The sequence below is a fragment of the Ruegeria sp. N11 genome (genome assembly GCF_056531525.1).
Genome location: NZ_JBQFLX010000004.1, coordinates 158,832 through 180,033 on the forward strand (window position 1 = coordinate 158,832; position 21,202 = coordinate 180,033).

Consider the following 21,202-nt stretch of genomic DNA (forward strand, 5'->3'; position numbering starts at 1 on the left):
TTAGAATAATGCGCTTAGTGGTCTTACTGGCACTCATCGGGCTGACACTTGTATCATGCGGGCGGCGTCCTCCGCCACCACAGGTGGTCGAGCACTTCGAGGTAACGGACCCGGAACCGCCATTGGTTATTCACCCTCGCTTTGGCGATGCGGACCCTCATGAGTGGGAGGGGCGGCAACCCGGAAGCTACCCGGTCCATGGGCTGGACGTGTCGCGCTGGCAGGACTCGATCGATTGGCGCACTGCCCGCTCTGCCGGGGTCAGCTTTGTGTTCATCAAGGCCACTGAAGGGGGCGATTTCGCAGACCCGCGCTTCAACGAACACAGGCAGGGCGCGCAGGCAGCGGGTGTGCCGTGGGGCGCGTATCACTATTATTACTTTTGCCGTCCTGCTGCCGAACAGGCCCGCTGGTTTATCCGCAACGTGCCCAAGGGCGCCGATCTGCCCCATGTTCTCGACATGGAATGGACGCCACATTCCAAGACCTGCACTTTGCGGCCCGATGGCAAAACAGTGCGGGCCGAGGCCGAGAAATTCCTGAATATTCTCGAGCGTCACTACGGGCGCAGACCGATCGTCTACACCACCGTGGATTTCTATCAGGACACCAATATCAGTCGCCTGCCCAAAACCGAGTTCTGGTTGCGTTCGGTTGCCGGGCACCCGCGAGATGTCTATCCGAATACGATCTGGCGTTTCTGGCAATACACCGGCACCGGGCTGGTCCCGGGGGTCCAGGGCAAGGTTGATATCAACACATTCAACGGAGAGCCGGAAATCTGGGCCCGCTGGAAGGCTGGAGGCAACTGAGTTTTCTTGGGGGGTGAGCTCCGGGCGTTCGCTTTTGCGAATTCCGGGTAACAGCAAAAGCACGGATGATCCGGTCAGGCTTGCCCATTTGGGCAGGCCTGTTTTGGTAGGTGTCTCAGCTATTTTCGTGCGAACTGCTTTCGCCTTCTGAAAGCACCAGAAAAGCGCCGAGCCCAAGAAGGACGGCGGGAACAATTGACAAAAAGCTCAGGCCGAAGGCCCATAAAATTCCGACAGCGGACAGGCCCATCAGGCCAGCTCCAACCTGCGCGTTCCTGCCGGCGATGCCTCCGCCCAGAAGGCCGGCGACCGGCAACACCAGCGACATGATGCTGTAGAACTGCGCGGATGACGCGCCCTGCTCATACCCGATGCCGCTGGACAACGAGCCGAGGGCGGATGAGGCGCTGTAGCCCACCGCACCGACCAATAAGGCGATAACACCGCCGATAATTCCAAGTATCATTCCAGTTTTCATTGTAATCTCCTGCTTGAAATTGTTGGGTCTGAAACCCTGTCCAAAAGCTAAGAGACCAACCGTCTCGCGGGCAATGATTTCGCAATGACAACTTTTGTAATCCGGTCAGGTATCCTGTGCCGATCGGGCTTGATAGCCGTACTTCCGGGGACTTGCCACGCGCATGCCGAGGCGGCGACGTTCCCCGCCACGGATGCCGTCAGGCAAGTGCACGCATCAATTCAAAGTCGGTTTGTAGCTTTCAACGGTGCCGCCGCCGATAAGGTGACTTAACCGGTTCTCGCGTTCCGTCCCGTAACTGTCGCCCAGCCAGAAGACTTCACCATCCGTCAGGTCACGGCGTTCAAAGCCGTGCTTGGCCAGGCAGCGGTCGACGCCGTCGATCTTGCCGTTTTCATAAATGGTGTCCTGATTCATCCCGACAATCGCCGGGCCCAGAACCACGCCGACCAGAATGACACCGGTTGCATAGCCACCGACAACGGCGCTGGTGCCGCCGGCCTCGGCATTGGCCGAGCAGCTCTGAACTGCCCTGCGGGCAAAGGCAAGATCGTGGCCGGGCTTTACGGGGATGGACGGTCCGGGATTGGCGGCACAAGCACTCACAACAAGCAATGCACCAAACAATAACTTTTTCATTTTACAAACTTATTCACTCTTGGGAGGTCGATTCCGACCGGTATTCTCCAAGCTGAGTACCTGCATTTTCTAGCAACCTCAAAGTGAATTGGTTCATTGCTGCTTTCTGCGACTTTCTGGTCACAATCGCGCGGATGAGACGGCCAAAGTGGGGGGGTGAACGCGTTCTTAGATGTCGATGGTCCGTGTACTAAAACTCAGTGAAAAGCCCGGGAGTATCGATTTGAAATGGCAAAAGCACAACATTCCTGTGAATGCTGCAATTCGGTCTTTTTTCCGACCAATTCTTAATAGATAAATACGCATCGGTAACGTGTAGTTTGTTGAAAGGTCGGGCGGGCAAATGAGAACCGGACAAAACGGTCGCAAAGCTATCTTGTGGACACAAACTGAAATCGACGGGCTTGAGGCTGCGCCTCTGGAATCGTTGACGGTAGGTGCGGCATGGTCCTGGCGCGGCGTGGCACGTCGGCTGGACGTGGCTGCCGAGATGATGCTGGGCAGGGCAGAAAGCGTCGGCAGCAGAGTTGTTGCTGAAAGCGTATATTCCTCTTCGGAGATACCCGGTGATGCGTTCGGCACTGTTGTTCTGACCAACGGTGCACGGCAATATCGAGCGGAGTTGATTGTCCCCGAAGGTGAAGACGCGCCGACGCTGGTTTTTGAACAGGATTTCCCCGAGCGGGATCAGGATTACTGGGTCAGCGACATCCGGGAAATCGGCCTGCCACTGGACGCCATCGATCACAGCAACAGCACAGTGATCGCATTTCCGGCACGGAACGGCCTTCTGTAACTTCCCCATTATTGGTGCAACAGGCCGGCTGTTTCCCTGCGGGTTGAAAAATCAAAGCCCCGAGACCTGTTGACTCTCCGAAATTCACGGATATAAGCGCGGCTTCATTGGTGTTGGTGGCCCCCGCAAGGGGATGCCTGTCATGGGGGAAACCTCAAGAGGACAACGCCCTTCATAGTGGCCCGAATGGGCCTCGACCTGAACGAAGGAGATCAGTCGTGACCAAACGCACGTCTGCCAAGTACAAAATCGACCGCCGGATGGGCGAAAACATCTGGGGTCGTCCGAAATCCCCGGTCAACCGTCGCGAATACGGCCCCGGCCAGCACGGCCAGCGCCGCAAGGGCAAACTGTCGGACTTCGGTCTGCAGCTGCGTGCCAAGCAGAAGCTGAAAGGCTATTATGGCGACCTGACCGAGAAGCAGTTCCGCCGCATCTACGCCGAAGCCGAGCGTGTCAAAGGCGATACCGGTGAAAACCTGATCGGTCTGCTGGAGCGTCGCCTGGACGCTGTTGTCTATCGCGCCAAGTTCGTGGCGACCGTGTTTGCTGCACGTCAGTTCGTGAACCACGGCCACGTCAAGGTGAACGGCCAGCGCGTCAACATCCCGTCCTACCGTGTCAAGGAAGGCGACGTGATCGAAGTGCGTGACAAGTCCAAGCAACTGGCCGTTGTTCTGGAAGCCGCTGCTCTGGCCGAGCGTGATGTGCCTGACTACATCGACGCCGACCATTCGAAAATGACCGCGACCTTCGTGCGCGCACCGGGCCTGAGCGATGTGCCTTACCCGGTCGTCATGGAGCCGAACCTGGTCGTCGAATTCTACGCGAAGAACTGATCTTCGCCGATCCCAAGTTTCAAAGGTCGCGCTGTTCTGCGCGGCCTTTTTTTGTTGGGAGCTCTGCCCCCATCGCGGCAGGCCGCGCTTCCCCCGGGATATTTCTGGCCAGATGAAGTGCGGATCAGAGCGGTAGCGGACGCCCCTCGGCAATCGCTTCCATGGCGAAATACGAAGTCACGCTGTCCAGTTCCACCTTTTCGATCAGGCGCTGGTAGACCTTGTCGTAAGATGCCATGTCCTGGGTCACCACTTTGAGTTGATAGTCATAGTCGCCGCCGATCCGGTGGAAATCCACCACTTCAGGGATGGTCAGGACGTGGCTGCGAAAAGCCTGCAGCCATTCCGTTGAATGGTGCCGGGTGCGCAGCATGACAAAGACAACTAGGCTGAGCCCCAGCTTTTCACGCGCGATCCGGGCACTGGAGCCTTGCAGCACGCCATCGTCGGTCAACGCCTTGAGGCGGCGCCAGCACGCATTCTGCGACAGGCCGACCCGGTCGGCCAACTCGCGTTGCGACAACGAAGCATCCCGTTGCAGCTCTTTCAGAATGCGTGTGTCTATTTGATCTAATTTCGAGGCCATTCCTGATCATATGACACAAAATAACGGAAAATGAAGCAAAATTAGGTGAAGTTTTTAGAACAAGGTTCAATCACATTGCTTCCAAAGGAATGGAGCAGATGCAATGACCTTGTCCGAATTTCGAGCAAACCTTCAGACCGCCGCTCAAGATTCATCCCTGCGTAAAGGGCTGATCGGAGAGAACGTTTTGATCCCTGGTCTGCATCGGGACGTACCGCTTGTCTATGCGGATTACGTGGCCTCCGGCCGTGCGTTGCGACAGGTCGAAAACTATGTGGCCGGGCATGTGTTGCCGTTCTATGCCAACAGCCATACTGAGGCCTCTTTTTGCGGATCCTATATGACACGTTTGCGCCGCGAAGCACGCGCAGAGATCGCCCGCATTGTAGGCGCAAGGGGAGAAGACGCGGTGATTTTTGCCGGGTCGGGCGCCACTGCGGGTCTCAACCGGCTGGTCAGTTTGCTGGGGATAGAGCAAGCTGACCAGCCGGTTGTCCTGATCGGGCCGTATGAACATCATTCGAATATTCTGCCATGGCGGGAAAGCAAGGCGCGGGTGATCGAAATTCCCGAAGGCCCGGAGGGTGGCCTTGATCTGGATGCACTGAAAGAGGCGCTGGTCGCAAACCAGGATGCGGATCTGTTGATTGGTTCGTTTTCGGCGGCATCAAACGTGACGGGCATCATCACCGATCCCGATCCGGTCACACGGTTGCTGAAGGAGCATGGTGCTGTGTCGGTCTGGGACTATGCCGGTGGCGGACCTTATCTGCCGATGGATATGGGGCCGGCGGACGCGCGCAAGGATGCGATAGTCGTGTCACCACACAAATTTCCGGGCGGGCCGGGGGCGTCGGGCGTTTTGATCGTGAACAGTCATGCGGTTCAGCGCACCTGCCCCAGCTGGCCCGGTGGCGGAACGGTCAGTTTCGTGTCGCCCTGGCGCCATGATTACAGCGAAGATCTTGCCACCCGGGAAGAGGCCGGAACGCCAAACGTCATCGGAGATATCCGCGCCGCGCTGGCCTTTATCGTCAAGGATGTCGTCGGCGCCGATGAGATCGCAAAGCGCGAGGCGCTTTACAATCAAATCGCGCTGGACGGCTGGCGTGGCAATCCAAACCTGACATTGCTGGGCGTGGACAACCCGCACCGCCTGCCCATCTTTTCGTTTCTCGTACGCGACAATTCCGGCCAGCCCGTGCACCAGCAGTTGTTTACCCGCATGCTGAGCGATGTGTTTGGCATTCAGGCTCGGGGCGGATGTGCCTGCGCCGGACCTTATGCGCACCGACTGCTGGGTATAGACCGTGCAACATCCGAGGTTTTGCATGCCGAATTGTCCGCAGGGAAAGAGATGAAGAAACCCGGCTGGGTGCGGCTGAACTTCTCGTACCTGATGACCGAAGAGACGGTTCAGTTCATCATCGACAGTGTTAATGACCTGTCGCACCGGACCGAAGAATTCGCGCCATTCTACGACGCTGATCCGGCAACGGCCCGCTTCCGGGCGGCATAAGGGAATTGCCGCTTTTCTCAATCCGTTGAGACGGGTATGAGGGGCTCGGATAACGGAGCCCCTCATGACCAAGATTACCCCGCAACCCGGCATCATGGACATCGCGCTGTATCAGGGCGGCCAGTCGCATATCAAAGGCGTGGCGGATGTCATCAAGCTGAGTTCCAACGAAAACCCCTTTGGTCCGGGCCCAAAGGCGATTGAGGCCGTTCGGGAAACTGCTGCCATGCTGCATCGCTATCCCAGCACGGATCATGCCAGTCTGCGCAGTGCAATCGGCGAGCGGAACGGGCTGGATGCGGCGCGGATCATCTGTGGCGTCGGCAGCGACGAAGTTCTTCAGTTCGTGGCGCAGGCCTATGCGGGACCGGGCGATGAGGTGATCCATACCGAGCATGGATTTTCCATGTACCCGATCATCGCCCGTATGGTCGGCGCGGACCCGGTCATGGTGGCCGAAACGGATCGCACGGTCGATGTGGACGCCATTCTGGCGGGGGTCACCGAACGCACACGGATCGTTTTTGTCACCAATCCAGGCAATCCGACTTCGACCATGATTTCCGAGGCCGAACTGACGAGATTGGCGGAAAACCTGCCCGAAAGCTGCCTGATGGTGGTTGATGGCGCCTACGCCGAGTTTGTCGATGGGTTTGATGGCGGCGCGGCATTGGTGGACCGTTTTGAAAATGTGATCATGACGCGGACCTTTTCCAAGATCTACGGTCTGGGCGGGCTGCGTGTCGGCTGGGGGTACGCGCAGCAGCCGATCATCGATGTGCTCAACCGGGTACGCCAGCCCTTCAACCTGTCGCAGACTGCGCTGGCCGCGGCAGAAGCGGCGGTGCGGGACACCGATTACATGACGTTTTGCCAGACCGAGAACGCCCGCCTGCGCGTTTGGCTGTCGGGTGAGCTGGCGAAGATCGGCGTTCCGTCAGACCGGTCTTGCACCAATTTCATCCTGGCGCGCTTTGCTGATCAGGCCGAAGCCGAGGCCTGCGACGACTACCTGAAAACTCAGGGTTTGATTGTTCGGCGGGTTGCAGGCTACAACCTGCCGAACGCGCTGCGGATCACCGTTGGCGATGAAGAGGCCTGCCGCCGTGTCGTGGCAGCAATCACCGCGTTCAAAGGGGGCGCCGCATGAGCCAGATATATGACCGGGTGGCGCTGATCGGGCTCGGTCTGATCGCTTCCTCGATGTTTTGGGCCATCAAGCGCGCTGGTCTGGCCGGCGAAGTCACGGGCTATGCACGGTCCGAAGCCACCCGTGATACGGCGCGGCGCATCGGGTTGTGCGACCGCGTGTGCGACACGGCGCGCGCGGCCGTTGAAGGGGCCGATCTGGTGGTGCTGTGCGTTCCCGTTGGTGCGATGGAAGCTGTTGCGCAGGATATCGCGCCGGTTCTGAAACCGGGCGCCACCGTGACGGATGTCGGTTCGGTCAAGCGCCACGTTATTCAGGCCGTGTCACCGCACGTTCCCGATGGCGTGCATTTCATTCCCGCCCACCCATTGGCCGGAACCGAGCATTCAGGCCCCGAAGCCGGGTTTGCGGAACTGTTCGACAATCGCTGGTGCCTATTGGTGCCGGTGGAAGACGCTGACCCTGTAGCCGTTACCCGGCTGCGTGCCCTGTGGGAGGGGATGGGCTCGAATGTCGATGAAATGGATGCCGACCATCACGATCTGGTTCTGGCCGTGACCTCTCATGCGCCGCACCTGATTGCCTATACGATGGTGGGCGTCGCGGACGATCTGCGGCGGGTCACAGATAGCGAGGTGATCAAGTACTCGGCAGCCGGTTTCCGGGATTTCACCCGGATTGCAGCGTCTGATCCGACCATGTGGCGCGATGTGTTTCTGACCAACAAGGACGCGACGCTGGAAATTCTCGGGCGCTTTACCGAAGAGCTTTTTGCCCTGCAACGTGCGATCCGCACCGGGGATGGCGAGCATCTGTTCGATTACTTCACCCGCACCCGCGCGATCCGACGCGGTATCATTGACGCGGGTCAGGATACGGACGCGCCTGACTTTGGACGTGGCAAGGCCCATTCATGACAAAGATCTGGGGGCGCATACTGGTCGGAACTGCGGTGTTGATCGCCACCGCAACCACGGCTGCGCCACCAGAACAATCGCTGTTTCCATTGACGCGCCCGGCGGCCTTTGCTGGGGGCGCAGTGATTTCCAAAGCGGCAGCAACCGTTGCGGCGCTGTCAGAGATGCGGCCCCAAACACGTCCGGAATCGCCTCAGGTTTTGGCTGCTGCTGCGCGACCATCGGATCTGCCGCTGCAGGGGCCGGACACGTCACTGATGCCGTACCTGCGCCCCAAAGAGTTGGAGCAACAGGCTTTTCTGAAGAAACGCAAACTGCGCAAGGGGTCCGTATGCGGTGACATCGCAATACAGGGCAAAGCGGTAGGCAAGGTGCCGGGCAAGATCAAGGCCTGCGGGATCAAGGATGCGGTCCAGATCACATCAGTTTCGGGCGTTGCGCTTAGCCGCCCGTCGACGATGGATTGCGGCACGGCGATCGCGCTCAACAAATGGGTCGACAAAGCCGTCATTCCCACCTTCAAAAGACGTGGTCCGGTAGTCGAGTTGCAGGTGGCGGCCCATTACGCCTGCCGCACGCGCAACAGCCAAAAAGGTGCCCGGATTTCAGAACACGGCAAGGGGCGTGCCATCGACATCTCGGGTTTCACAATGGCCGATGGTGAGGTTGTGACGGTTTTGAACGGTTGGCGTAAAAACCCCTCGCAAAAGCAGCTGATCAAGGTCTGGCGCGGTGCCTGTGGCCCGTTCGGAACCGTGCTGGGGCCAAACTCGGACAGGTATCACCGCGATCATTTCCACCTGGATACGGCGCGGTACCGCAGCGGTACGTTCTGCCGCTAGTTCAGGCGCGCTTACGGTTTCAGATTCAGTGCCAGCAGATCGGTCTGTGCGTGGATGTGATTGAAACTGTCCCGGGTCAGAACAGTTTGACCGTTCGCAAAATCAACGACGTGATCATAGGCCTCAAACAGAATATCCCGCAGCTTTTCGTTTTCAGACGCATCCGGATTGGGGGTGTATTCCAGATAGACCGGGGGTTTGATTTCGCCCAGGGTTCGCAGCGCGCCTTGCAGCACCTGCAATTCATGCCCTTCGACGTCGATCCAGATCAGACGAAGATCCTGAAGCGATTGCGCCTGGGACGCAAGCAGTGAATCAACGGTGGTCACCTCCACCATGATCGCATTATCCTGCGCCTCTCCGATTTTCGAACCTCCACGGTTCAGTTCACTGGTGACGAAGGGCAACTGCCCGGTTTTGTCAGATGCGCCAACGCGCAGAATGGTCACTTTATCGTTCAGGTCGTTGATCTGAACGTTCCGCCACAGCAATTCGTGGTTTTCGGGGTCGGGTTCGATCGCAACAACCGAGTTGCAGTGCAGATCCCTGAAGAAATAAACTGTGTGTGTACCGATATTTGCACCGACCTCAAGCACGGAACCGCCTTCCGGGGGCTGGCCCGAACGGGTCAGATATTCGGCCAGTTCACGCACCGGTTCGCGACTGAACTCACCGAATTTCGTCAGGTGTTCTCCGATGACGTCATGAGGGTAATAGACTAGGCTGTGATCGTCGAAATTGCGAAAGAACAGAACGTCATCTTTCCACAACTGCCGCAGCAGTTCGCGCCTGATCTTCTTGTGTCCCAGCGCCCAGTTCGAAATCCGATTGGAAATGAGTGTTCTTAGTCCCATTGACCGTTCCCGTAAGCGCTGAATTCTGTTTCGTGTCTGCCCAAGGTATCGCCGGGCATCACCGCAATATCAACCGGGGTGCCGGTCCAAGGGGCAACGGGCCCAGTGCTACGAATCCGTCGCGGAAATTGAGCTGTAGGTCCAGCGCATTCGGATTTCCGCCCAAACCGGCCATAAAGTTCAGCGCCCGCGTGACCGGATCAACCGCCTGATCCGGCAAGGCACCGGCGGCGTTGGCCATGGCGATCATGTCGCGCCAGTTTTCGGCCTTGATGGCGATTTCGCCGGTTGGAATGCCCTGCGCGTCAACATCCAGCTCGCCAGCAGCAAACAGGCGCAACTCACCCCATCTGACTTCCGCCAGCCTCAGATCGATGGCTACCGGCTGTGGCCTGCTTTCCTCAAGCGCAGAACGGTCCCAGGACTTGTCAAAGGTGACGGTCATGTCCATCGCCAGCGTTTCAAATGCCTGCGGCAGCGATGTGGCCGACCGCATGAGGTCGCGCAGATCCATGCCGGGGCGAAAGCCGTCGATCCGGGCGCTGACCTTGTATGCTTCAGGCTGGCCAGACTGCTCCATAAGCAGATCAAGGGTTTCACCACCGGCCACCGCAGCAGCTTCGCCAGCGACAATCCACTTGTCCGCAGTCAGGGCCATCTTTTCCAGAACAAGTGCGACACCCGGCTGCAATTGCAGTTCTGCCTGCAAATCCGTTGCCTGAACGGTCGCCGTCTGGTCGAAATAGGACAGCCGTTGGGGCGTATCCGCAAACCGCAGCACCTGCCGACCGGGCCAGATCGCAGGGCTTTCGAACTCGATCCAGTCGGCGCTCCAGGCGGTGCCGTTGACCGGATCGGCCAGCCCCGGGTTGTTCAGCCGGGTCACGTGATGCGTCGGGTAACCCGCTGTTGCGACTTCGGAAAAATCGGCCTGCCAACCCAGTTCCTGTTGCTTGTCGAACCAGGCGGTGATCGCACTGCGCAGCCCATAACCGGCGATGAACCAATAGGCACTCCAGGCGACGGCAACAAATATGAGTACTCGTATCAGACGGCGCATGACAAATGGCCCTTTTTCCTGCGTCGGATTTGATGTTTATAGGCGCAAACGGGCAAGGACCAGTGTAATGACGATGTGGGTTTTCGGATATGGATCGCTGCTGTGGAATCCTGGGTTTCCGGTGGCGCGCAGCGAACGCGCAACCTTGCACGGATACGCACGCTCTTTCTGCATGAGTTCCATCCACCACCGCGGCACCGAGGACCACCCGGGTCTGGTGCTGGCGCTGGACGAGCAGACCGACGCCCATTGCAAGGGTCTGGCACTGGCGGTCGAAACGGGGCACGAGGAACGCACCCTGCACGAACTGCGCGAGCGCGAGCTGATTTCCTCGGCCTATGTCGAGAAGATGCTGGATGTGCATCTGGACTGCGGTACGGTGGTGAATGCCGTGACCTATGTGATCGACGAGGCCCACGTGCAGTATTGCGGCGGCATGCCCTTGGAAGAACAGGCTCAGATTATCGCCCATGCCGTGGGCGGGCGCGGTCCGAACACCGAATATCTGTACAATACGACCGAACATCTGGCCGAGATCGGTCTGCGCGATCCCGATCTTGAGTGGTTGTCGCAACGGGTGCGCAGCATTACCGCATAAACCCTTGGCGTCACCGGCGGAAGTTCGCTAGTTTCAGCGCAGAGCAGGCAAAAACCGGGAATGACGCGCATGGCGCAGGCACATCAGGGCGCGAGACCCCATTTCTCGCATCCCATCCGACAGATCGTGATGATGTTGATCGCGATTGGCCTGTCAGGGCTGGGTGTGTTCATGGCGCTGCCATACGTGCTGCCGGTGTTTCAGGCGAACCCCTATCTGAACGGGTTCATTCTGCTTGTTTTCGTCATCGGCGTTCTGGCCTGTTTCTATCAGGTGGGGCAGCTGATCGGCTCCGTCCGCTGGATCGAGGCATTTGTCGGCGGTGTCGTGCGCGAGGATGCCCGGACACCGCAGCTGTTGGCACCGCTCGCCTCGCTGCTGCGCGAACGCGGTGCGCGGTCGCAGATCAGTTCCAGTTCAACCCGGTCAATTCTGGATTCCGTCGCCGAACGGGTCGAGGAAGAGCGTGAGATCACACGCTATATCACCAACGTCCTAATTTACCTTGGCCTTCTGGGTACATTCTTTGGCCTTGCCACCACCGTTCCGGCCATTGTCGACACCATCCGCAGCCTGAACCCGCAGGAAGGCGAAGAAGGGCTGGCGGTGTTCAACCGTCTGATGACCGGGCTCGAGGCGCAGTTGCAGGGTATGGGCGTCGCATTTGGATCCTCGCTGCTGGGGTTGGCTGGCTCCTTGATCGTTGGCCTGCTGGAACTCTTTGCCGGGCACGGCCAAAACCGGTTCTACCGCGAGCTTGAGGAATGGCTGTCATCGATCACCCGCGTCGGGTTCGCGGCAAGTGAAGAAGGCGGCGCAGAAATCGCGGTTCTGACGCCGGTTCTGGATGCGATGTCCGAACAGATGAACGCGCTGCAGGATTTGTTTTCCGCGCAGGAAGCTGACCGCGCCGACCTTTCGGCCAAGATGGGTCAGCTGGTTCGAACCATCGGGGACATGAACCAGCGGCAGTCTGAAACCGAAGGTGTGACATCTGCTTTGGAACGCGTGGCCCTTGGTCAGGACGCGCTGCTGGATCACATGCGCGAACATGGCGCCGGCGACGGGATCGACGCCGAAAGCCGGATGCGCCTGCGGTCGATGGACGTACAGCTGCTGCGTATCCTCGAGGAAATCTCGGCTGGCCGTCAGGAAAGCATGAACGAGATGCGCAAGGATATCGAATTGCTTGTCAGGGCGCTGACCCTGCCCAAGGGCGCCGTGCGCAGCACACCGGAAGGCGAGTAAACCATGGCTCTGTCCCGCCGCACAGGTCAACGTTTCCAGGGTTCGGTCTGGCCGGGCTTTGTGGATGCGATGACCGGGCTGCTGATGGTTCTGACTTTCGTTCTGACCATCTTCATGGTGGTGCAATTCGTCCTGCGCGAGACTATTTCGGGGCAGGAGGATGAGCTGACCGCCCTGTCCGACGAAGTCGCCGCTTTGGCGGGCGCACTGGGGCTGGAAGAGCGTGAAAACAGTCGTTTGCAGGCCCGTCTGGGCGCGCTCAACGCGACCTTGACGCAGGCCGAAGATGACTTGTCACAGGCGCAGACCCGGATCACGGATTTCGAGGCTCAGGTCGCGGCTCTGCTGGTCGATCAGGAACAGGCGCGCGGGGCGATTGCTGATCTTCAATCCCAGCGCGAGGAATTGCTGAGCGAACAGGAGGCCCTGAACCTTGCGCTAGCCCAACGCCGGGCCGAAATCGACGCGCAGGCCGACGCTGCCCGTTTGGCTGCCGCCCGCCGTGAAGCGTTGGAAGCGCTCGTTGCTGACCTGGAGGCGAACGAGGCAACCCAAAGCAGCCGGATCGCTGAGCTTGAAGAAACACTGAGCGCGGAAGAGGCTGCGAAATTGGCCGAAGCCGCCGCCGCCGAAAACCTGCGCAACCGTCTTCAGGACGCCGATGCGGAGCTGACGGCGATGACCCTGGCACTTGAGGCGCAGCGCAAGGACGCCGAGGATACTCTGACCCTGCTCGCCGCGGCGCAGGCGGCCAAGGCCGAGCTGGAGCGTCGCTTTGGCGATCTGGATCCGGAAGAATTGAAGGCGCAACTCAAGGCCGCCCTGGCCGCGCAGACCCAGGCGCAAGCGGATGCCGAGGCGCAGAAGACACTGGCAGAAGAGCGGGCAACATTGCTGGCAGTGGCACGCAATACGATTGCGGATGAAAAAGAAATCTCTGCAGAAGCGCAGCGGCAAACGGCGCTTTTGAATCAACAGATGGCTGCACTGCGCGGGCAGCTTGGATCGTTGCAGGCCCTGCTGGATGACTACGAAGAGCGTAACGCATCGGCCAACATTCGCATCCAGACACTGGGGCAGGACCTGAACGCCGCCTTGGCGCGGGCGGCCTCGGAAGAACGCCGTCGCCGCTTGCTGGAAGAGGCCGAGCGGATACGGCTTGAGGCCGAAGCCGAAGCGCTGTCGGGTCAGAACCAGCAGCTGGCGGCGCAGGCCGAAGATCTGCAACGGTACCGGTCCGAGTTTTTCGGGCGCCTGCGCGAGGTTCTTGGGGATCAGGAAGGCGTACGGATCGAAGGCGACCGGTTCGTGTTCTCGTCCGAGGTTCTTTTCGACACCGGCTCGGCCGTCCTTTCCCCGGAAGGGCAATTGGAGGTCGCCAAGGTGGCCAATATCCTGCGCAGCGTGGCGGCGGAAATCCCTGAAGGTTTGAATTGGGTCATTCGGGTGGACGGGCACACCGACAACGTACCGCTGGCCGGGACAGGGCGGTATCAGGACAACTGGGAACTCAGCCAGGGGCGCGCCTTGTCCGTTGTTCGCTACATGGTCGACGCGCTGGGCATCCCGCCAGACCGGCTTGCCGCAAATGGCTTTGGTGAATTCCAGCCCGTCAATCCGTCAGATACGCCCGAAGCCCGCGCCCAGAACCGGCGGATCGAGCTGAAACTGACCGAGCGCTGATCCCTTCACATCACGTCAGCCCATGCACGCGGGCAAACGGATCGCGGGTCTTGTCCTTGTGCCAGGTATACTCACACCAGACCGACACCTTTTCGGCTACATCCGTTCCGTGCATCAGGGCAATGGCGCCCAGAGCCATATCCATTCCGGCGGAAACGCCGGATGAGGTCAGGAATGGCCCGTCTTCAACCCATCTGGCCTGGGGAACCCACTCGACGTCGGGCCCTTGCGCGCAGACCCACGAATAGGCCGCCTTGTTGGTCGTGGCGCGTCGGTTGTCCAATACTCCGGCCCTGGCAAGAAGGGCGCTGCCAGTGCATACGCTCAAGGTGAATTCCGCCTTATCCGAACCGTCCGCAATCCAATCCAACAAGCGTGAGTTGTTGACTTCCTTGCGGGTGCCAGCTCCGCCCGGCACAAAAAGAATGTCATAGCCCTGCGCTGCGTCGATCGTCGTGTCGGCAAAAGCCTTCAGTTTTTGATTGCTTTCAACCGGTCCACTGGTTTCCGCCACAAGCTCCAGGGTGAATTCATCGGAGAGCAAGCCGAACATCTCCATCGGGCCGAACACATCCAGCAACTCAAACCCGGGAAAAATCAAAGCGCCGATTTTGCGCATCCCTGTCTCCTGTCCTTTGAACGAAAATCGCCTGCCAATTTGGGTTGGCAGGCGATGGCTGTCGTTTCATTCTTCGGGTTAATCTGCCGTCAGCAGCGGAGGTTTGTCGCCCGGAATACGCGGCTGATCGGGGCCGAGGATTTCCAGATCCAGCTCGCCGTCCTTGACGGATACGCGGACCACACCGCCCTTGGCGAGTTTTCCGAACAGCAGTTCCTCGGCCAGTGGTTTCTTGATGTGCTCCTGAATAACCCGTCCCAACGGGCGGGCACCCATCTTGTCGTCATAACCCTTGTCGGCCAGCCATTCGGCTGCGTTGGGGGTCAGATCGATCGAGACGCCGCGATCCAAAAGCTGCGCCTCAAGCTGCAGGACGAACTTCTCGACCACCTGCAGGATGACCTCTTTCGGCAGCGGCGCGAACGATATCACCGCGTCCAGACGGTTGCGGAATTCCGGCGTGAACATGCGCTCGATTGCGGCGGTGTCCTCGCCCTCGCGGCGATCACGGGCAAAGCCAATGGCGGCCTTGGCCTGTTCCTGCGCGCCCGCGTTCGAGGTCATGATCAAGACCACGTTGCGGAAGTTCACCGTGCGGCCGTTGTGATCGGTCAGCTCACCGTGGTCCATCACCTGCAACAGGATGTTGAACACGTCCGGGTGCGCTTTCTCGATCTCGTCCAGCAGCAGGACGCAATGTGGATGCTGGTCGACGCCGTCGGTCAACAGACCGCCCTGGTCGAACCCGACATACCCCGGAGGCGCACCGATCAGACGGGAAACCGCGTGTTTCTCCATGTATTCGGACATGTCGAACCGCAGCAGTTCCACACCCAGCGTATCGGCCAGCTGTTTCGCAACCTCGGTTTTACCCACACCGGTCGGGCCGGCGAACAGGTAATTGCCGATTGGCTTTTCAGGCTCACGCAAACCCGCGCGTGCCAGTTTGATCGCGCTGGACAGCGCCTCGATGGCTTCGTCCTGACCAAACACCACCCGTTTCAGCGAAGCTTCCAGGTCTTTGAGAACCTCGGCATCATCCTTGGTGACGTTCTTGGGCGGAATGCGGGCGATCTTGGCGACCACCGCTTCGATCTCTTTCACACCGATGGTCTTGCGGCGTTTGCTTTCCGCGACCAGATGCTGGGCCGCACCGGCCTCGTCGATCACGTCGATCGCCTTGTCGGGCAGTTTGCGGTCATTGATATAGCGCGCCGACAGTTCCACAGCGGTTTTGATCGCATCAGCGGTGTATTTGATCTCGTGATGCTTCTCAAAATAGGGCTTTAGGCCGCGCAGGATTTTCACGCTGTCCTCGACCGAAGGCTCATTCACGTCGATTTTCTGGAACCTGCGGCTCAGCGCGCGGTCCTTTTCGAAATGCTGGCGGAATTCCTTGTACGTGGTCGAGCCCATGGTACGCAGCTTGCCGCCCTGCAGTGCAGGTTTCAGCAGGTTCGACGCGTCCATCGCGCCGCCCGAAGTGGCGCCGGCACCGATCACGGTGTGAATCTCGTCGATGAACAAGACCGCGTCAGGATGGTCTTCCAACTCGGTCACGACAGCCTTGAGACGCTCCTCGAAATCACCGCGGTATCGGGTTCCGGCCAGCAACGCACCCATGTCGAGCGAGTAGATCGTGGTGTTGGCCAGAACATCCGGAGCTTCACCCGCGACGATCTTATGCGCCAGACCCTCGGCGATGGCGGTTTTGCCTACACCCGGATCACCCACCAGCAGCGGGTTGTTCTTGCGACGGCGGCACAGCACCTGGATGCAGCGTTCGACCTCATCTGCGCGCCCGATCAGCGGATCGACATCTCCGGCCCGCGACTTGGCGTTCAGATCGACGCAATACTTGCCCAGCGCGCTTTCTTTTTGTTCGCCTTCACCCGCGCTAGACTGAACCTCTTCCTCAACCTGATCCGCGCCGGAAACGGGACGGTTTTCACCATAGGCAGGATCCTTGGCCACGCCATGTGCGATGAAGTTCACCGCGTCATAGCGGGTCATGTCCTGCTCCTGCAGGAAATAGGCCGCGTTGCTTTCGCGTTCGGCGAAGATGGCGACCAGAACGTTGGCCCCGGTGACTTCGGTCCGGCCAGAGCTTTGAACGTGAATCGCCGCGCGCTGGATGACACGCTGGAAGGCTGCGGTCGGCACCGCCTCGGATCCGTCAATATCCGTTACCAGATTTGACAGATCCTCGTCGATGAACTCGACAAGGGTGCTGCGCAACTCATCCAGATCGACGCTGCACGCCTTCATCACGCGCACCGCATCGGGTTCTTCCAGCAGCGCCAGCAGCAGATGCTCCAGCGTTGCGAATTCATGTCGCCGTTCGTTCGCCGCAGCCAGGGCCGCGTGAATGGCTTGTTCTAATGTGCTCGAGAATGAAGGCACGCGGGTGCTCCTCTGTCTTGGGTCAGAAGGGGGCGCATTAAAGGTCGGATCCCCATCCCAACCATGTCCTCATACTATTAGAGTTTGGTTGATCGTGGCGCGGCTTCAAGGGTTTTCTTGCTCTTGACAGTCACATTTCGTGTGACCGTGACCGAGACGTGGGGCAAATAGGTCCTAAAACCGGTCTTTTCTAGCCCGAATTTCGGCAAATACCGATACAGGATCGGCATTTTCCATCCCCAGTTGAATCTTGATCCCCGGATCCGTGGCCCGTAGAAACGGATTTGTGGCCTTCTCAAGCGCCAGAGTCGACGGAACGGTTGGCTCGCCGGCAGCCCTTGCGCGGTCGATATCCTGCATGCGCTGCTGCAGCGCCGCGTTGTCCGGATCGACAGTGATCGCGAACTTTGCATTGGATTGTGTGTATTCGTGGCCGGAACAGACGATCGTCTCGTCGGGCAGGGCGGCCAGTTTTCCAAGCGAAGCCCACATTTGCGCAGGTGTGCCTTCGAACAGACGGCCGCAGCCCAAGGCCATCAGGCTGTCTGCGGTGAACACAGCCGTGCTCTCCGGCATGTAAAACGCGATATGTCCGATCGTATGGCCCGAGACGTCCAGCACATGAACGGGTTCGCCGCCGATTTCGAAAGTATCGCCTTCGCGCACCTGCAAATCCAGAGGCGGCAGGCGGTGGGCGTCAGCGGCGGCTCCGATCACTTTGGCAGGGTGATGTTCGAGGATTCCGGCCAGACCATCTACGTGATCCCAGTGGTGATGGGTCAGCAGGACATGAGACAGTTTCCAGCCGCGGGCCTCAAGCGCGGCCAGGATCGGTCCAGATTCAGGCGCGTCGATCAATGCGGTCTGGCCACTGGCCGCATCATGCGCCAGAAAGGCGTAATTGTCGCTGAGGCATGGGATGGTGACGATCTCAAGAGGCATGGCCTTTTGCCCTTTCGTTGCTAGACTGCCGACAGCTAAGCCGATTGACCGGGTGTCCGCAATGCATCTTGATGTGCAGGATCTGAGGAATTTCTACTACCGCAGCACTTTGGGACGTGCCGCGCAGGCGGCGATCCGTGGTCGAATGGTCGAGCTGTGGCCCGAAGCCAAGGGGCAGACTGTTGTCGGGTTTGGATTCGCCGTGCCCTTGTTGCGCCCCTATCTGAAGGATGCGCGGCGTGTGATCGGGCTGATGCCCGGCCCGCAGGGTGTGATGCCCTGGCCCGCAGGAATGCCCAACGTCTCGGTCCTGACCGAAGAGACGCTTTGGCCCATCGAAACCGGTCATGTGGACAAGCTGGTGGTTATGCACGGTCTGGAAACCTCTGAGCGGCCCACCCAGTTGCTGGAGGAATGTTGGCGCGTGTTGGGGCCGGGGGGGCGTATCCTGTTTGTCGTACCCAACAGGGCGGGTCTGTGGTCGCGGTCCGACCGGACGCCGTTTGGATTTGGTCGCCCGTATTCCGCATCGCAGCTGGAATCCCAGCTCAAGGCCCATCATTTCGTTCCGGAAACGCATTGCTCGGCTCTTTACATGCCGCCATCCTATCGACGGTTCTGGTTGAAATCCGGCAATCTGATCGAAAAGACGGGGCAACGTCTGCCGACAATTATGGCGGGCGGCGTTCTCATGGTCGAGGCGACCAAGCTTATCCGGCCGCCAAGTGGCACCGTGACCAAAGATGCGGTCAAACGCCCGATCAAGGCGCTGGACGGCCTGCTCAAGCCGGCCTGACAGAACAGGTGATGGACACCCATGTCTGGTGCCCAAATCTGAGGGAAATAGGCCACAGGAATCGCCAAAAGCTGCAATTTGGTAACATTTTTCACCCCTTCAGACGTGTCCAAAGGGTCGCACTTTGCGTAAGTGCATGAAATAAAACAATTTGTGGATAACATCGTAATCACTATACTATATTGCGAGGTTGGAACACCTCTGCTACATCCCCGGTGATTTTGATCCCCGCCCTACAAGGACGGGGTTTCTTCACGCCCCCGGGGTAGCTGCCGCACGCGAATTCGGGGCCCAAAATATCGGAAGGGTGGACGTGTCCGAACCAGCTTCGATTTCCACAGGCATCGCCGAGCGCTATGCCACCGCAATCTTCGAGATTGCCAAAGAGAATAATGACCTCGCAGGTCTGGAAACCGGCATCAATGATCTGGCAGCAGCTTTGGGCGAAAGCGCCGATTTGCGCGACCTGATCGCCTCGCCTCTGGTTTCACGCGCCGAACAGGAAGGCGCAATTACCGCAATTGCCGCCAAGATGGGGCTGAACTCCATCCTGCAGAACACGCTGGGTCTGATGGCGCAAAAGCGTCGCCTGTTCGTTGTGCCGCAGCTGGTGCAGGTTCTGCGCGACATGCTGGCGGACGAGCGCGGCGAAGTGACCGCCGATGTCGCCTCGGCCAAGGCGCTGACCAAGACGCAAATGGAAAAACTGTCCAAGACGCTGTCCGAGCGTGTGGGCAAGACCGTGACAATCAATGCGACTGTTGATGAAACCCTCATCGGCGGTCTTGTCGTTAAAGTGGGCTCGAAAATGATCGACAGTTCGATCCGTTCGAAGCTGAACTCCCTACAGAATGCAATGAAAGAGGTCGGATAAATGGGAATCCAAGCTGCAGAGATTTCTGCAATCCTGAAGGACCAGATCAAGAATTTTGGTCAGGAAGCCGAAGTGGCCGAGATCGGCCGCGTGCTGAGCGTCGGTGACGGGATTGCCCGTGTATACGGCCTGGACAACGTGCAAGCCGGTGAGATGGTCGAATTCCCCGGTGGCATCATGGGCATGGCGCTGAACCTGGAAAGCGACAACGTTGGTGTCGTTATCTTCGGTTCCGACCGTGACATCAAAGAAGGTGACACCGTCAAGCGCACCAACTCGATCGTGGACGTTCCGATCGGTGACGAACTGCTGGGCCGTGTTGTGGACGGTCTGGGCAACCCGCTGGACGGTAAAGGCCCGATCAACGCTTCCAAGCGCGGCGTTGCAGACGTGAAAGCCCCCGGCATCATCCCGCGTAAATCGGTGCACGAGCCGATGGCAACCGGTCTGAAATCGGTTGACGCGATGATCCCGATCGGCCGCGGCCAGCGTGAGCTGATCATTGGTGACCGTCAGACCGGCAAAACCGCCGTTGCTCTGGACACCATCCTGAACCAGAAAGTCTACAACGACGCAGCAGGCGACGAAGAGTCGAAGAAGCTGTATTGCGTTTACGTTGCGATTGGCCAAAAGCGTTCGACCGTTGCGCAGCTGGTGAAGAAACTGGAAGAGTCCGGCGCCATCGAATACTCGATCGTGGTGGCCGCAACAGCGTCCGACCCGGCACCGATGCAGTTCCTGGCGCCTTACGCCGCCACCGCGATGGCCGAGTACTTCCGTGACAACGGCCGTCACGCGCTGATCATCTATGATGACCTGTCGAAACAGGCCGTGTCTTATCGTCAGATGTCGCTGCTGCTGCGCCGTCCGCCCGGACGTGAAGCCTATCCTGGTGACGTTTTCTACCTCCACTCCCGCCTGCTGGAACGTTCGGCGAAGCTGAACGAAGATTTCGGTGCGGGCTCGCTGACCGCTCTGCCGGTTATCGAAACTCAGGGTGGTGACGTTTCGGCGTTTATTCCGACCAACGTGATCTCGATCACCGACGGCCAGATCTTCCTGGAAACCGAATTGTTCTACCAGGGCATCCGTCCTGCCGTGAACACCGGTCTGTCGGTTTCGCGTGTGGGCTCGTCGGCCCAGACCAACGCGATGAAATCGGTTGCCGGTCCGGTTAAGCTGGAACTGGCCCAGTACCGCGAAATGGCTGCGTTCGCGCAGTTCGGTTCCGACCTTGACGCCGCAACTCAGCAGCTGCTGAACCGTGGTGCGCGTCTGACTGAGCTGATGAAACAGCCGCAGTACTCGCCGCTGACCAACGCGGAAATCGTCTGCGTCATCTTCGCAGGCACCAACGGCTACCTCGACAAGATCGACGTATCGGATGTTGGCCGCTACGAGGCCGGTCTTCTGGCGCACCTGCGCGGCAAGCACGCCGACCTGCTGAAGTGGATCACCGACGAAGATCCGAAGGTCAAAGGCGACGCGTCCGACAAGATCAAGGCAGCGATCGACGAATACGCCGCAACCTTCGCTTGATAGGGGGT

At 59.2% G+C, this 21,202-nt stretch carries 21 protein-coding genes; 13 read left to right on the forward strand and 8 right to left on the reverse strand.

Annotated elements, in window-relative coordinates; all coding sequences use genetic code 11:
• The first annotated feature begins 8 nt into the window (after nucleotides 1-8).
• Nucleotides 9-812, forward strand: a complete 804-nt coding sequence (locus ACR0J8_RS05810; protein WP_480524254.1) for a glycoside hydrolase family 25 protein — start codon at nucleotides 9-11, stop codon at nucleotides 810-812.
• A gap of 115 nt (nucleotides 813-927) precedes the next feature.
• Here ACR0J8_RS05810 and ACR0J8_RS05815 read toward each other — a convergent pair whose 3' ends face one another.
• Both ACR0J8_RS05815 and ACR0J8_RS05820 read right to left on the reverse strand, forming a co-directional pair.
• On the reverse strand, nucleotides 928-1,290 hold the full coding sequence (locus ACR0J8_RS05815; protein ID WP_480524256.1) for a hypothetical protein: 363 nt from the start codon (nucleotides 1,288-1,290) through the stop codon (nucleotides 928-930).
• 216 nt (nucleotides 1,291-1,506) lie between these two features.
• Complete coding sequence (locus ACR0J8_RS05820) at nucleotides 1,507-1,929, reverse strand: hypothetical protein (protein ID WP_480524258.1); 423 nt, start codon at nucleotides 1,927-1,929, stop codon at nucleotides 1,507-1,509.
• 343 nt (nucleotides 1,930-2,272) lie between these two features.
• Between ACR0J8_RS05820 and ACR0J8_RS05825 the strand changes: the two genes are divergently transcribed.
• Complete coding sequence (locus tag ACR0J8_RS05825; RefSeq protein ID WP_480524260.1) at nucleotides 2,273-2,725, forward strand: hypothetical protein; 453 nt, start codon at nucleotides 2,273-2,275, stop codon at nucleotides 2,723-2,725.
• Between the two features lie 218 nt (nucleotides 2,726-2,943).
• A complete protein-coding gene (gene rpsD / locus ACR0J8_RS05830; protein ID WP_170614785.1) occupies nucleotides 2,944-3,564 on the forward strand; it encodes a 30S ribosomal protein S4 in 621 nt (206 codons plus the stop codon).
• A gap of 124 nt (nucleotides 3,565-3,688) precedes the next feature.
• On the opposite strand, the gene ACR0J8_RS05835 is transcribed toward rpsD, so the two are convergent.
• Nucleotides 3,689-4,150 (reverse strand): Lrp/AsnC family transcriptional regulator, encoded by a 462-nt coding sequence (locus ACR0J8_RS05835; protein WP_480524263.1) that lies wholly within the window; start codon nucleotides 4,148-4,150, stop codon nucleotides 3,689-3,691.
• 103 nt (nucleotides 4,151-4,253) lie between these two features.
• Here ACR0J8_RS05835 and ACR0J8_RS05840 point away from each other — a divergent pair, with 103 nt between their 5' ends.
• From ACR0J8_RS05840 to ACR0J8_RS05855, 4 genes are all read left to right on the forward strand, one after another.
• Nucleotides 4,254-5,669, forward strand: a complete 1,416-nt coding sequence (locus ACR0J8_RS05840; protein ID WP_480524265.1) for an aminotransferase class V-fold PLP-dependent enzyme — start codon at nucleotides 4,254-4,256, stop codon at nucleotides 5,667-5,669.
• A gap of 64 nt (nucleotides 5,670-5,733) precedes the next feature.
• Nucleotides 5,734-6,819, forward strand: a complete 1,086-nt coding sequence (gene hisC / locus ACR0J8_RS05845; RefSeq protein ID WP_480524266.1) for a histidinol-phosphate transaminase — start codon at nucleotides 5,734-5,736, stop codon at nucleotides 6,817-6,819.
• Entirely contained in the window at nucleotides 6,816-7,736 is a 921-nt protein-coding gene (locus ACR0J8_RS05850; protein ID WP_480524268.1) for a prephenate/arogenate dehydrogenase family protein, read from the forward strand. Before hisC ends, ACR0J8_RS05850 begins: the two co-directional genes overlap by 4 nt.
• Complete coding sequence (locus ACR0J8_RS05855) at nucleotides 7,733-8,578, forward strand: extensin-like domain-containing protein (protein WP_480524270.1); 846 nt, start codon at nucleotides 7,733-7,735, stop codon at nucleotides 8,576-8,578. The genes ACR0J8_RS05850 and ACR0J8_RS05855 overlap by 4 nt, the downstream gene beginning before the upstream one ends.
• Nucleotides 8,579-8,589: 11 nt before the next feature.
• On the opposite strand, the gene ACR0J8_RS05860 is transcribed toward ACR0J8_RS05855, so the two are convergent.
• Both ACR0J8_RS05860 and ACR0J8_RS05865 read right to left on the reverse strand, forming a co-directional pair.
• Entirely contained in the window at nucleotides 8,590-9,432 is an 843-nt protein-coding gene (locus tag ACR0J8_RS05860; protein ID WP_480889146.1) for an FkbM family methyltransferase, read from the reverse strand.
• A 58-nt stretch (nucleotides 9,433-9,490) separates the two neighbouring features.
• The gene (locus tag ACR0J8_RS05865; RefSeq protein WP_480524273.1) at nucleotides 9,491-10,492 is read right to left on the reverse strand and encodes a DUF2125 domain-containing protein; all 1,002 of its coding nucleotides are present in this window, start codon (nucleotides 10,490-10,492) and stop codon (nucleotides 9,491-9,493) included.
• Between the two features lie 67 nt (nucleotides 10,493-10,559).
• Between ACR0J8_RS05865 and ACR0J8_RS05870 the strand changes: the two genes are divergently transcribed.
• The 3 genes from ACR0J8_RS05870 (at nucleotide 10,560) to ACR0J8_RS05880 (ending at nucleotide 14,021) form a co-directional block, all read left to right on the forward strand.
• A complete protein-coding gene (locus ACR0J8_RS05870; RefSeq protein WP_480889148.1) occupies nucleotides 10,560-11,090 on the forward strand; it encodes a gamma-glutamylcyclotransferase in 531 nt (176 codons plus the stop codon).
• Between the two features lie 69 nt (nucleotides 11,091-11,159).
• Nucleotides 11,160-12,338, forward strand: a complete 1,179-nt coding sequence (locus ACR0J8_RS05875; RefSeq protein ID WP_170619555.1) for a biopolymer transporter ExbB — start codon at nucleotides 11,160-11,162, stop codon at nucleotides 12,336-12,338.
• 3 nt (nucleotides 12,339-12,341) lie between these two features.
• The gene (locus ACR0J8_RS05880; RefSeq protein WP_480524277.1) at nucleotides 12,342-14,021 is read left to right on the forward strand and encodes a peptidoglycan -binding protein; all 1,680 of its coding nucleotides are present in this window, start codon (nucleotides 12,342-12,344) and stop codon (nucleotides 14,019-14,021) included.
• A gap of 10 nt (nucleotides 14,022-14,031) precedes the next feature.
• On the opposite strand, the gene ACR0J8_RS05885 is transcribed toward ACR0J8_RS05880, so the two are convergent.
• From ACR0J8_RS05885 to gloB, 3 genes are all read right to left on the reverse strand, one after another.
• The gene (locus tag ACR0J8_RS05885; RefSeq protein ID WP_480524279.1) at nucleotides 14,032-14,640 is read right to left on the reverse strand and encodes a DJ-1/PfpI family protein; all 609 of its coding nucleotides are present in this window, start codon (nucleotides 14,638-14,640) and stop codon (nucleotides 14,032-14,034) included.
• 78 nt (nucleotides 14,641-14,718) lie between these two features.
• The gene (clpA, locus tag ACR0J8_RS05890) at nucleotides 14,719-17,043 is read right to left on the reverse strand and encodes an ATP-dependent Clp protease ATP-binding subunit ClpA (RefSeq protein WP_480524281.1); all 2,325 of its coding nucleotides are present in this window, start codon (nucleotides 17,041-17,043) and stop codon (nucleotides 14,719-14,721) included.
• Between the two features lie 174 nt (nucleotides 17,044-17,217).
• Entirely contained in the window at nucleotides 17,218-17,985 is a 768-nt protein-coding gene (gloB, locus tag ACR0J8_RS05895) for a hydroxyacylglutathione hydrolase (RefSeq protein ID WP_480889151.1), read from the reverse strand.
• A 61-nt stretch (nucleotides 17,986-18,046) separates the two neighbouring features.
• Here gloB and ACR0J8_RS05900 point away from each other — a divergent pair, with 61 nt between their 5' ends.
• The 3 genes from ACR0J8_RS05900 to atpA all read left to right on the forward strand — a co-directional run bounded on the left by ACR0J8_RS05900 (nucleotide 18,047) and on the right by atpA (nucleotide 21,194).
• On the forward strand, nucleotides 18,047-18,781 hold the full coding sequence (locus ACR0J8_RS05900; RefSeq protein ID WP_170807897.1) for a class I SAM-dependent methyltransferase: 735 nt from the start codon (nucleotides 18,047-18,049) through the stop codon (nucleotides 18,779-18,781).
• 313 nt (nucleotides 18,782-19,094) lie between these two features.
• Entirely contained in the window at nucleotides 19,095-19,655 is a 561-nt protein-coding gene (locus tag ACR0J8_RS05905) for a F0F1 ATP synthase subunit delta (protein WP_480524285.1), read from the forward strand.
• Entirely contained in the window at nucleotides 19,656-21,194 is a 1,539-nt protein-coding gene (atpA, locus tag ACR0J8_RS05910; RefSeq protein ID WP_480889153.1) for a F0F1 ATP synthase subunit alpha, read from the forward strand.
• Nucleotides 21,195-21,202: the final 8 nt, after the last annotated feature.

Bases quoted from the DNA above. Each gene is read 5' to 3' on its own strand.
- ACR0J8_RS05860 (WP_480889146.1), bottom strand. From the start codon at position 9,432: ATGGGACTAAGAACACTCATTTCCAATCGGATTTCGAACTGGGCGCTG.
- ACR0J8_RS05865 (WP_480524273.1), bottom strand. From the start codon at position 10,492: ATGCGCCGTCTGATACGAGTACTCATATTTGTTGCCGTCGCCTGGAGT.
- ACR0J8_RS05840 (WP_480524265.1), top strand. From the start codon at position 4,254: ATGACCTTGTCCGAATTTCGAGCAAACCTTCAGACCGCCGCTCAAGAT.
- ACR0J8_RS05880 (WP_480524277.1), top strand. From the start codon at position 12,342: ATGGCTCTGTCCCGCCGCACAGGTCAACGTTTCCAGGGTTCGGTCTGG.
- ACR0J8_RS05810 (WP_480524254.1), top strand. From the start codon at position 9: ATGCGCTTAGTGGTCTTACTGGCACTCATCGGGCTGACACTTGTATCA.
- ACR0J8_RS05870 (WP_480889148.1), top strand. From the start codon at position 10,560: ATGACGATGTGGGTTTTCGGATATGGATCGCTGCTGTGGAATCCTGGG.
- ACR0J8_RS05875 (WP_170619555.1), top strand. From the start codon at position 11,160: ATGGCGCAGGCACATCAGGGCGCGAGACCCCATTTCTCGCATCCCATC.
- ACR0J8_RS05825 (WP_480524260.1), top strand. From the start codon at position 2,273: ATGAGAACCGGACAAAACGGTCGCAAAGCTATCTTGTGGACACAAACT.
- atpA (WP_480889153.1), top strand. From the start codon at position 19,656: ATGGGAATCCAAGCTGCAGAGATTTCTGCAATCCTGAAGGACCAGATC.
- ACR0J8_RS05815 (WP_480524256.1), bottom strand. From the start codon at position 1,290: ATGAAAACTGGAATGATACTTGGAATTATCGGCGGTGTTATCGCCTTA.
- gloB (WP_480889151.1), bottom strand. From the start codon at position 17,985: ATGCCTCTTGAGATCGTCACCATCCCATGCCTCAGCGACAATTACGCC.
- hisC (WP_480524266.1), top strand. From the start codon at position 5,734: ATGACCAAGATTACCCCGCAACCCGGCATCATGGACATCGCGCTGTAT.
- ACR0J8_RS05885 (WP_480524279.1), bottom strand. From the start codon at position 14,640: ATGCGCAAAATCGGCGCTTTGATTTTTCCCGGGTTTGAGTTGCTGGAT.
- ACR0J8_RS05850 (WP_480524268.1), top strand. From the start codon at position 6,816: ATGAGCCAGATATATGACCGGGTGGCGCTGATCGGGCTCGGTCTGATC.
- ACR0J8_RS05835 (WP_480524263.1), bottom strand. From the start codon at position 4,150: ATGGCCTCGAAATTAGATCAAATAGACACACGCATTCTGAAAGAGCTG.
- ACR0J8_RS05900 (WP_170807897.1), top strand. From the start codon at position 18,047: ATGCATCTTGATGTGCAGGATCTGAGGAATTTCTACTACCGCAGCACT.
- ACR0J8_RS05855 (WP_480524270.1), top strand. From the start codon at position 7,733: ATGACAAAGATCTGGGGGCGCATACTGGTCGGAACTGCGGTGTTGATC.
- ACR0J8_RS05820 (WP_480524258.1), bottom strand. From the start codon at position 1,929: ATGAAAAAGTTATTGTTTGGTGCATTGCTTGTTGTGAGTGCTTGTGCC.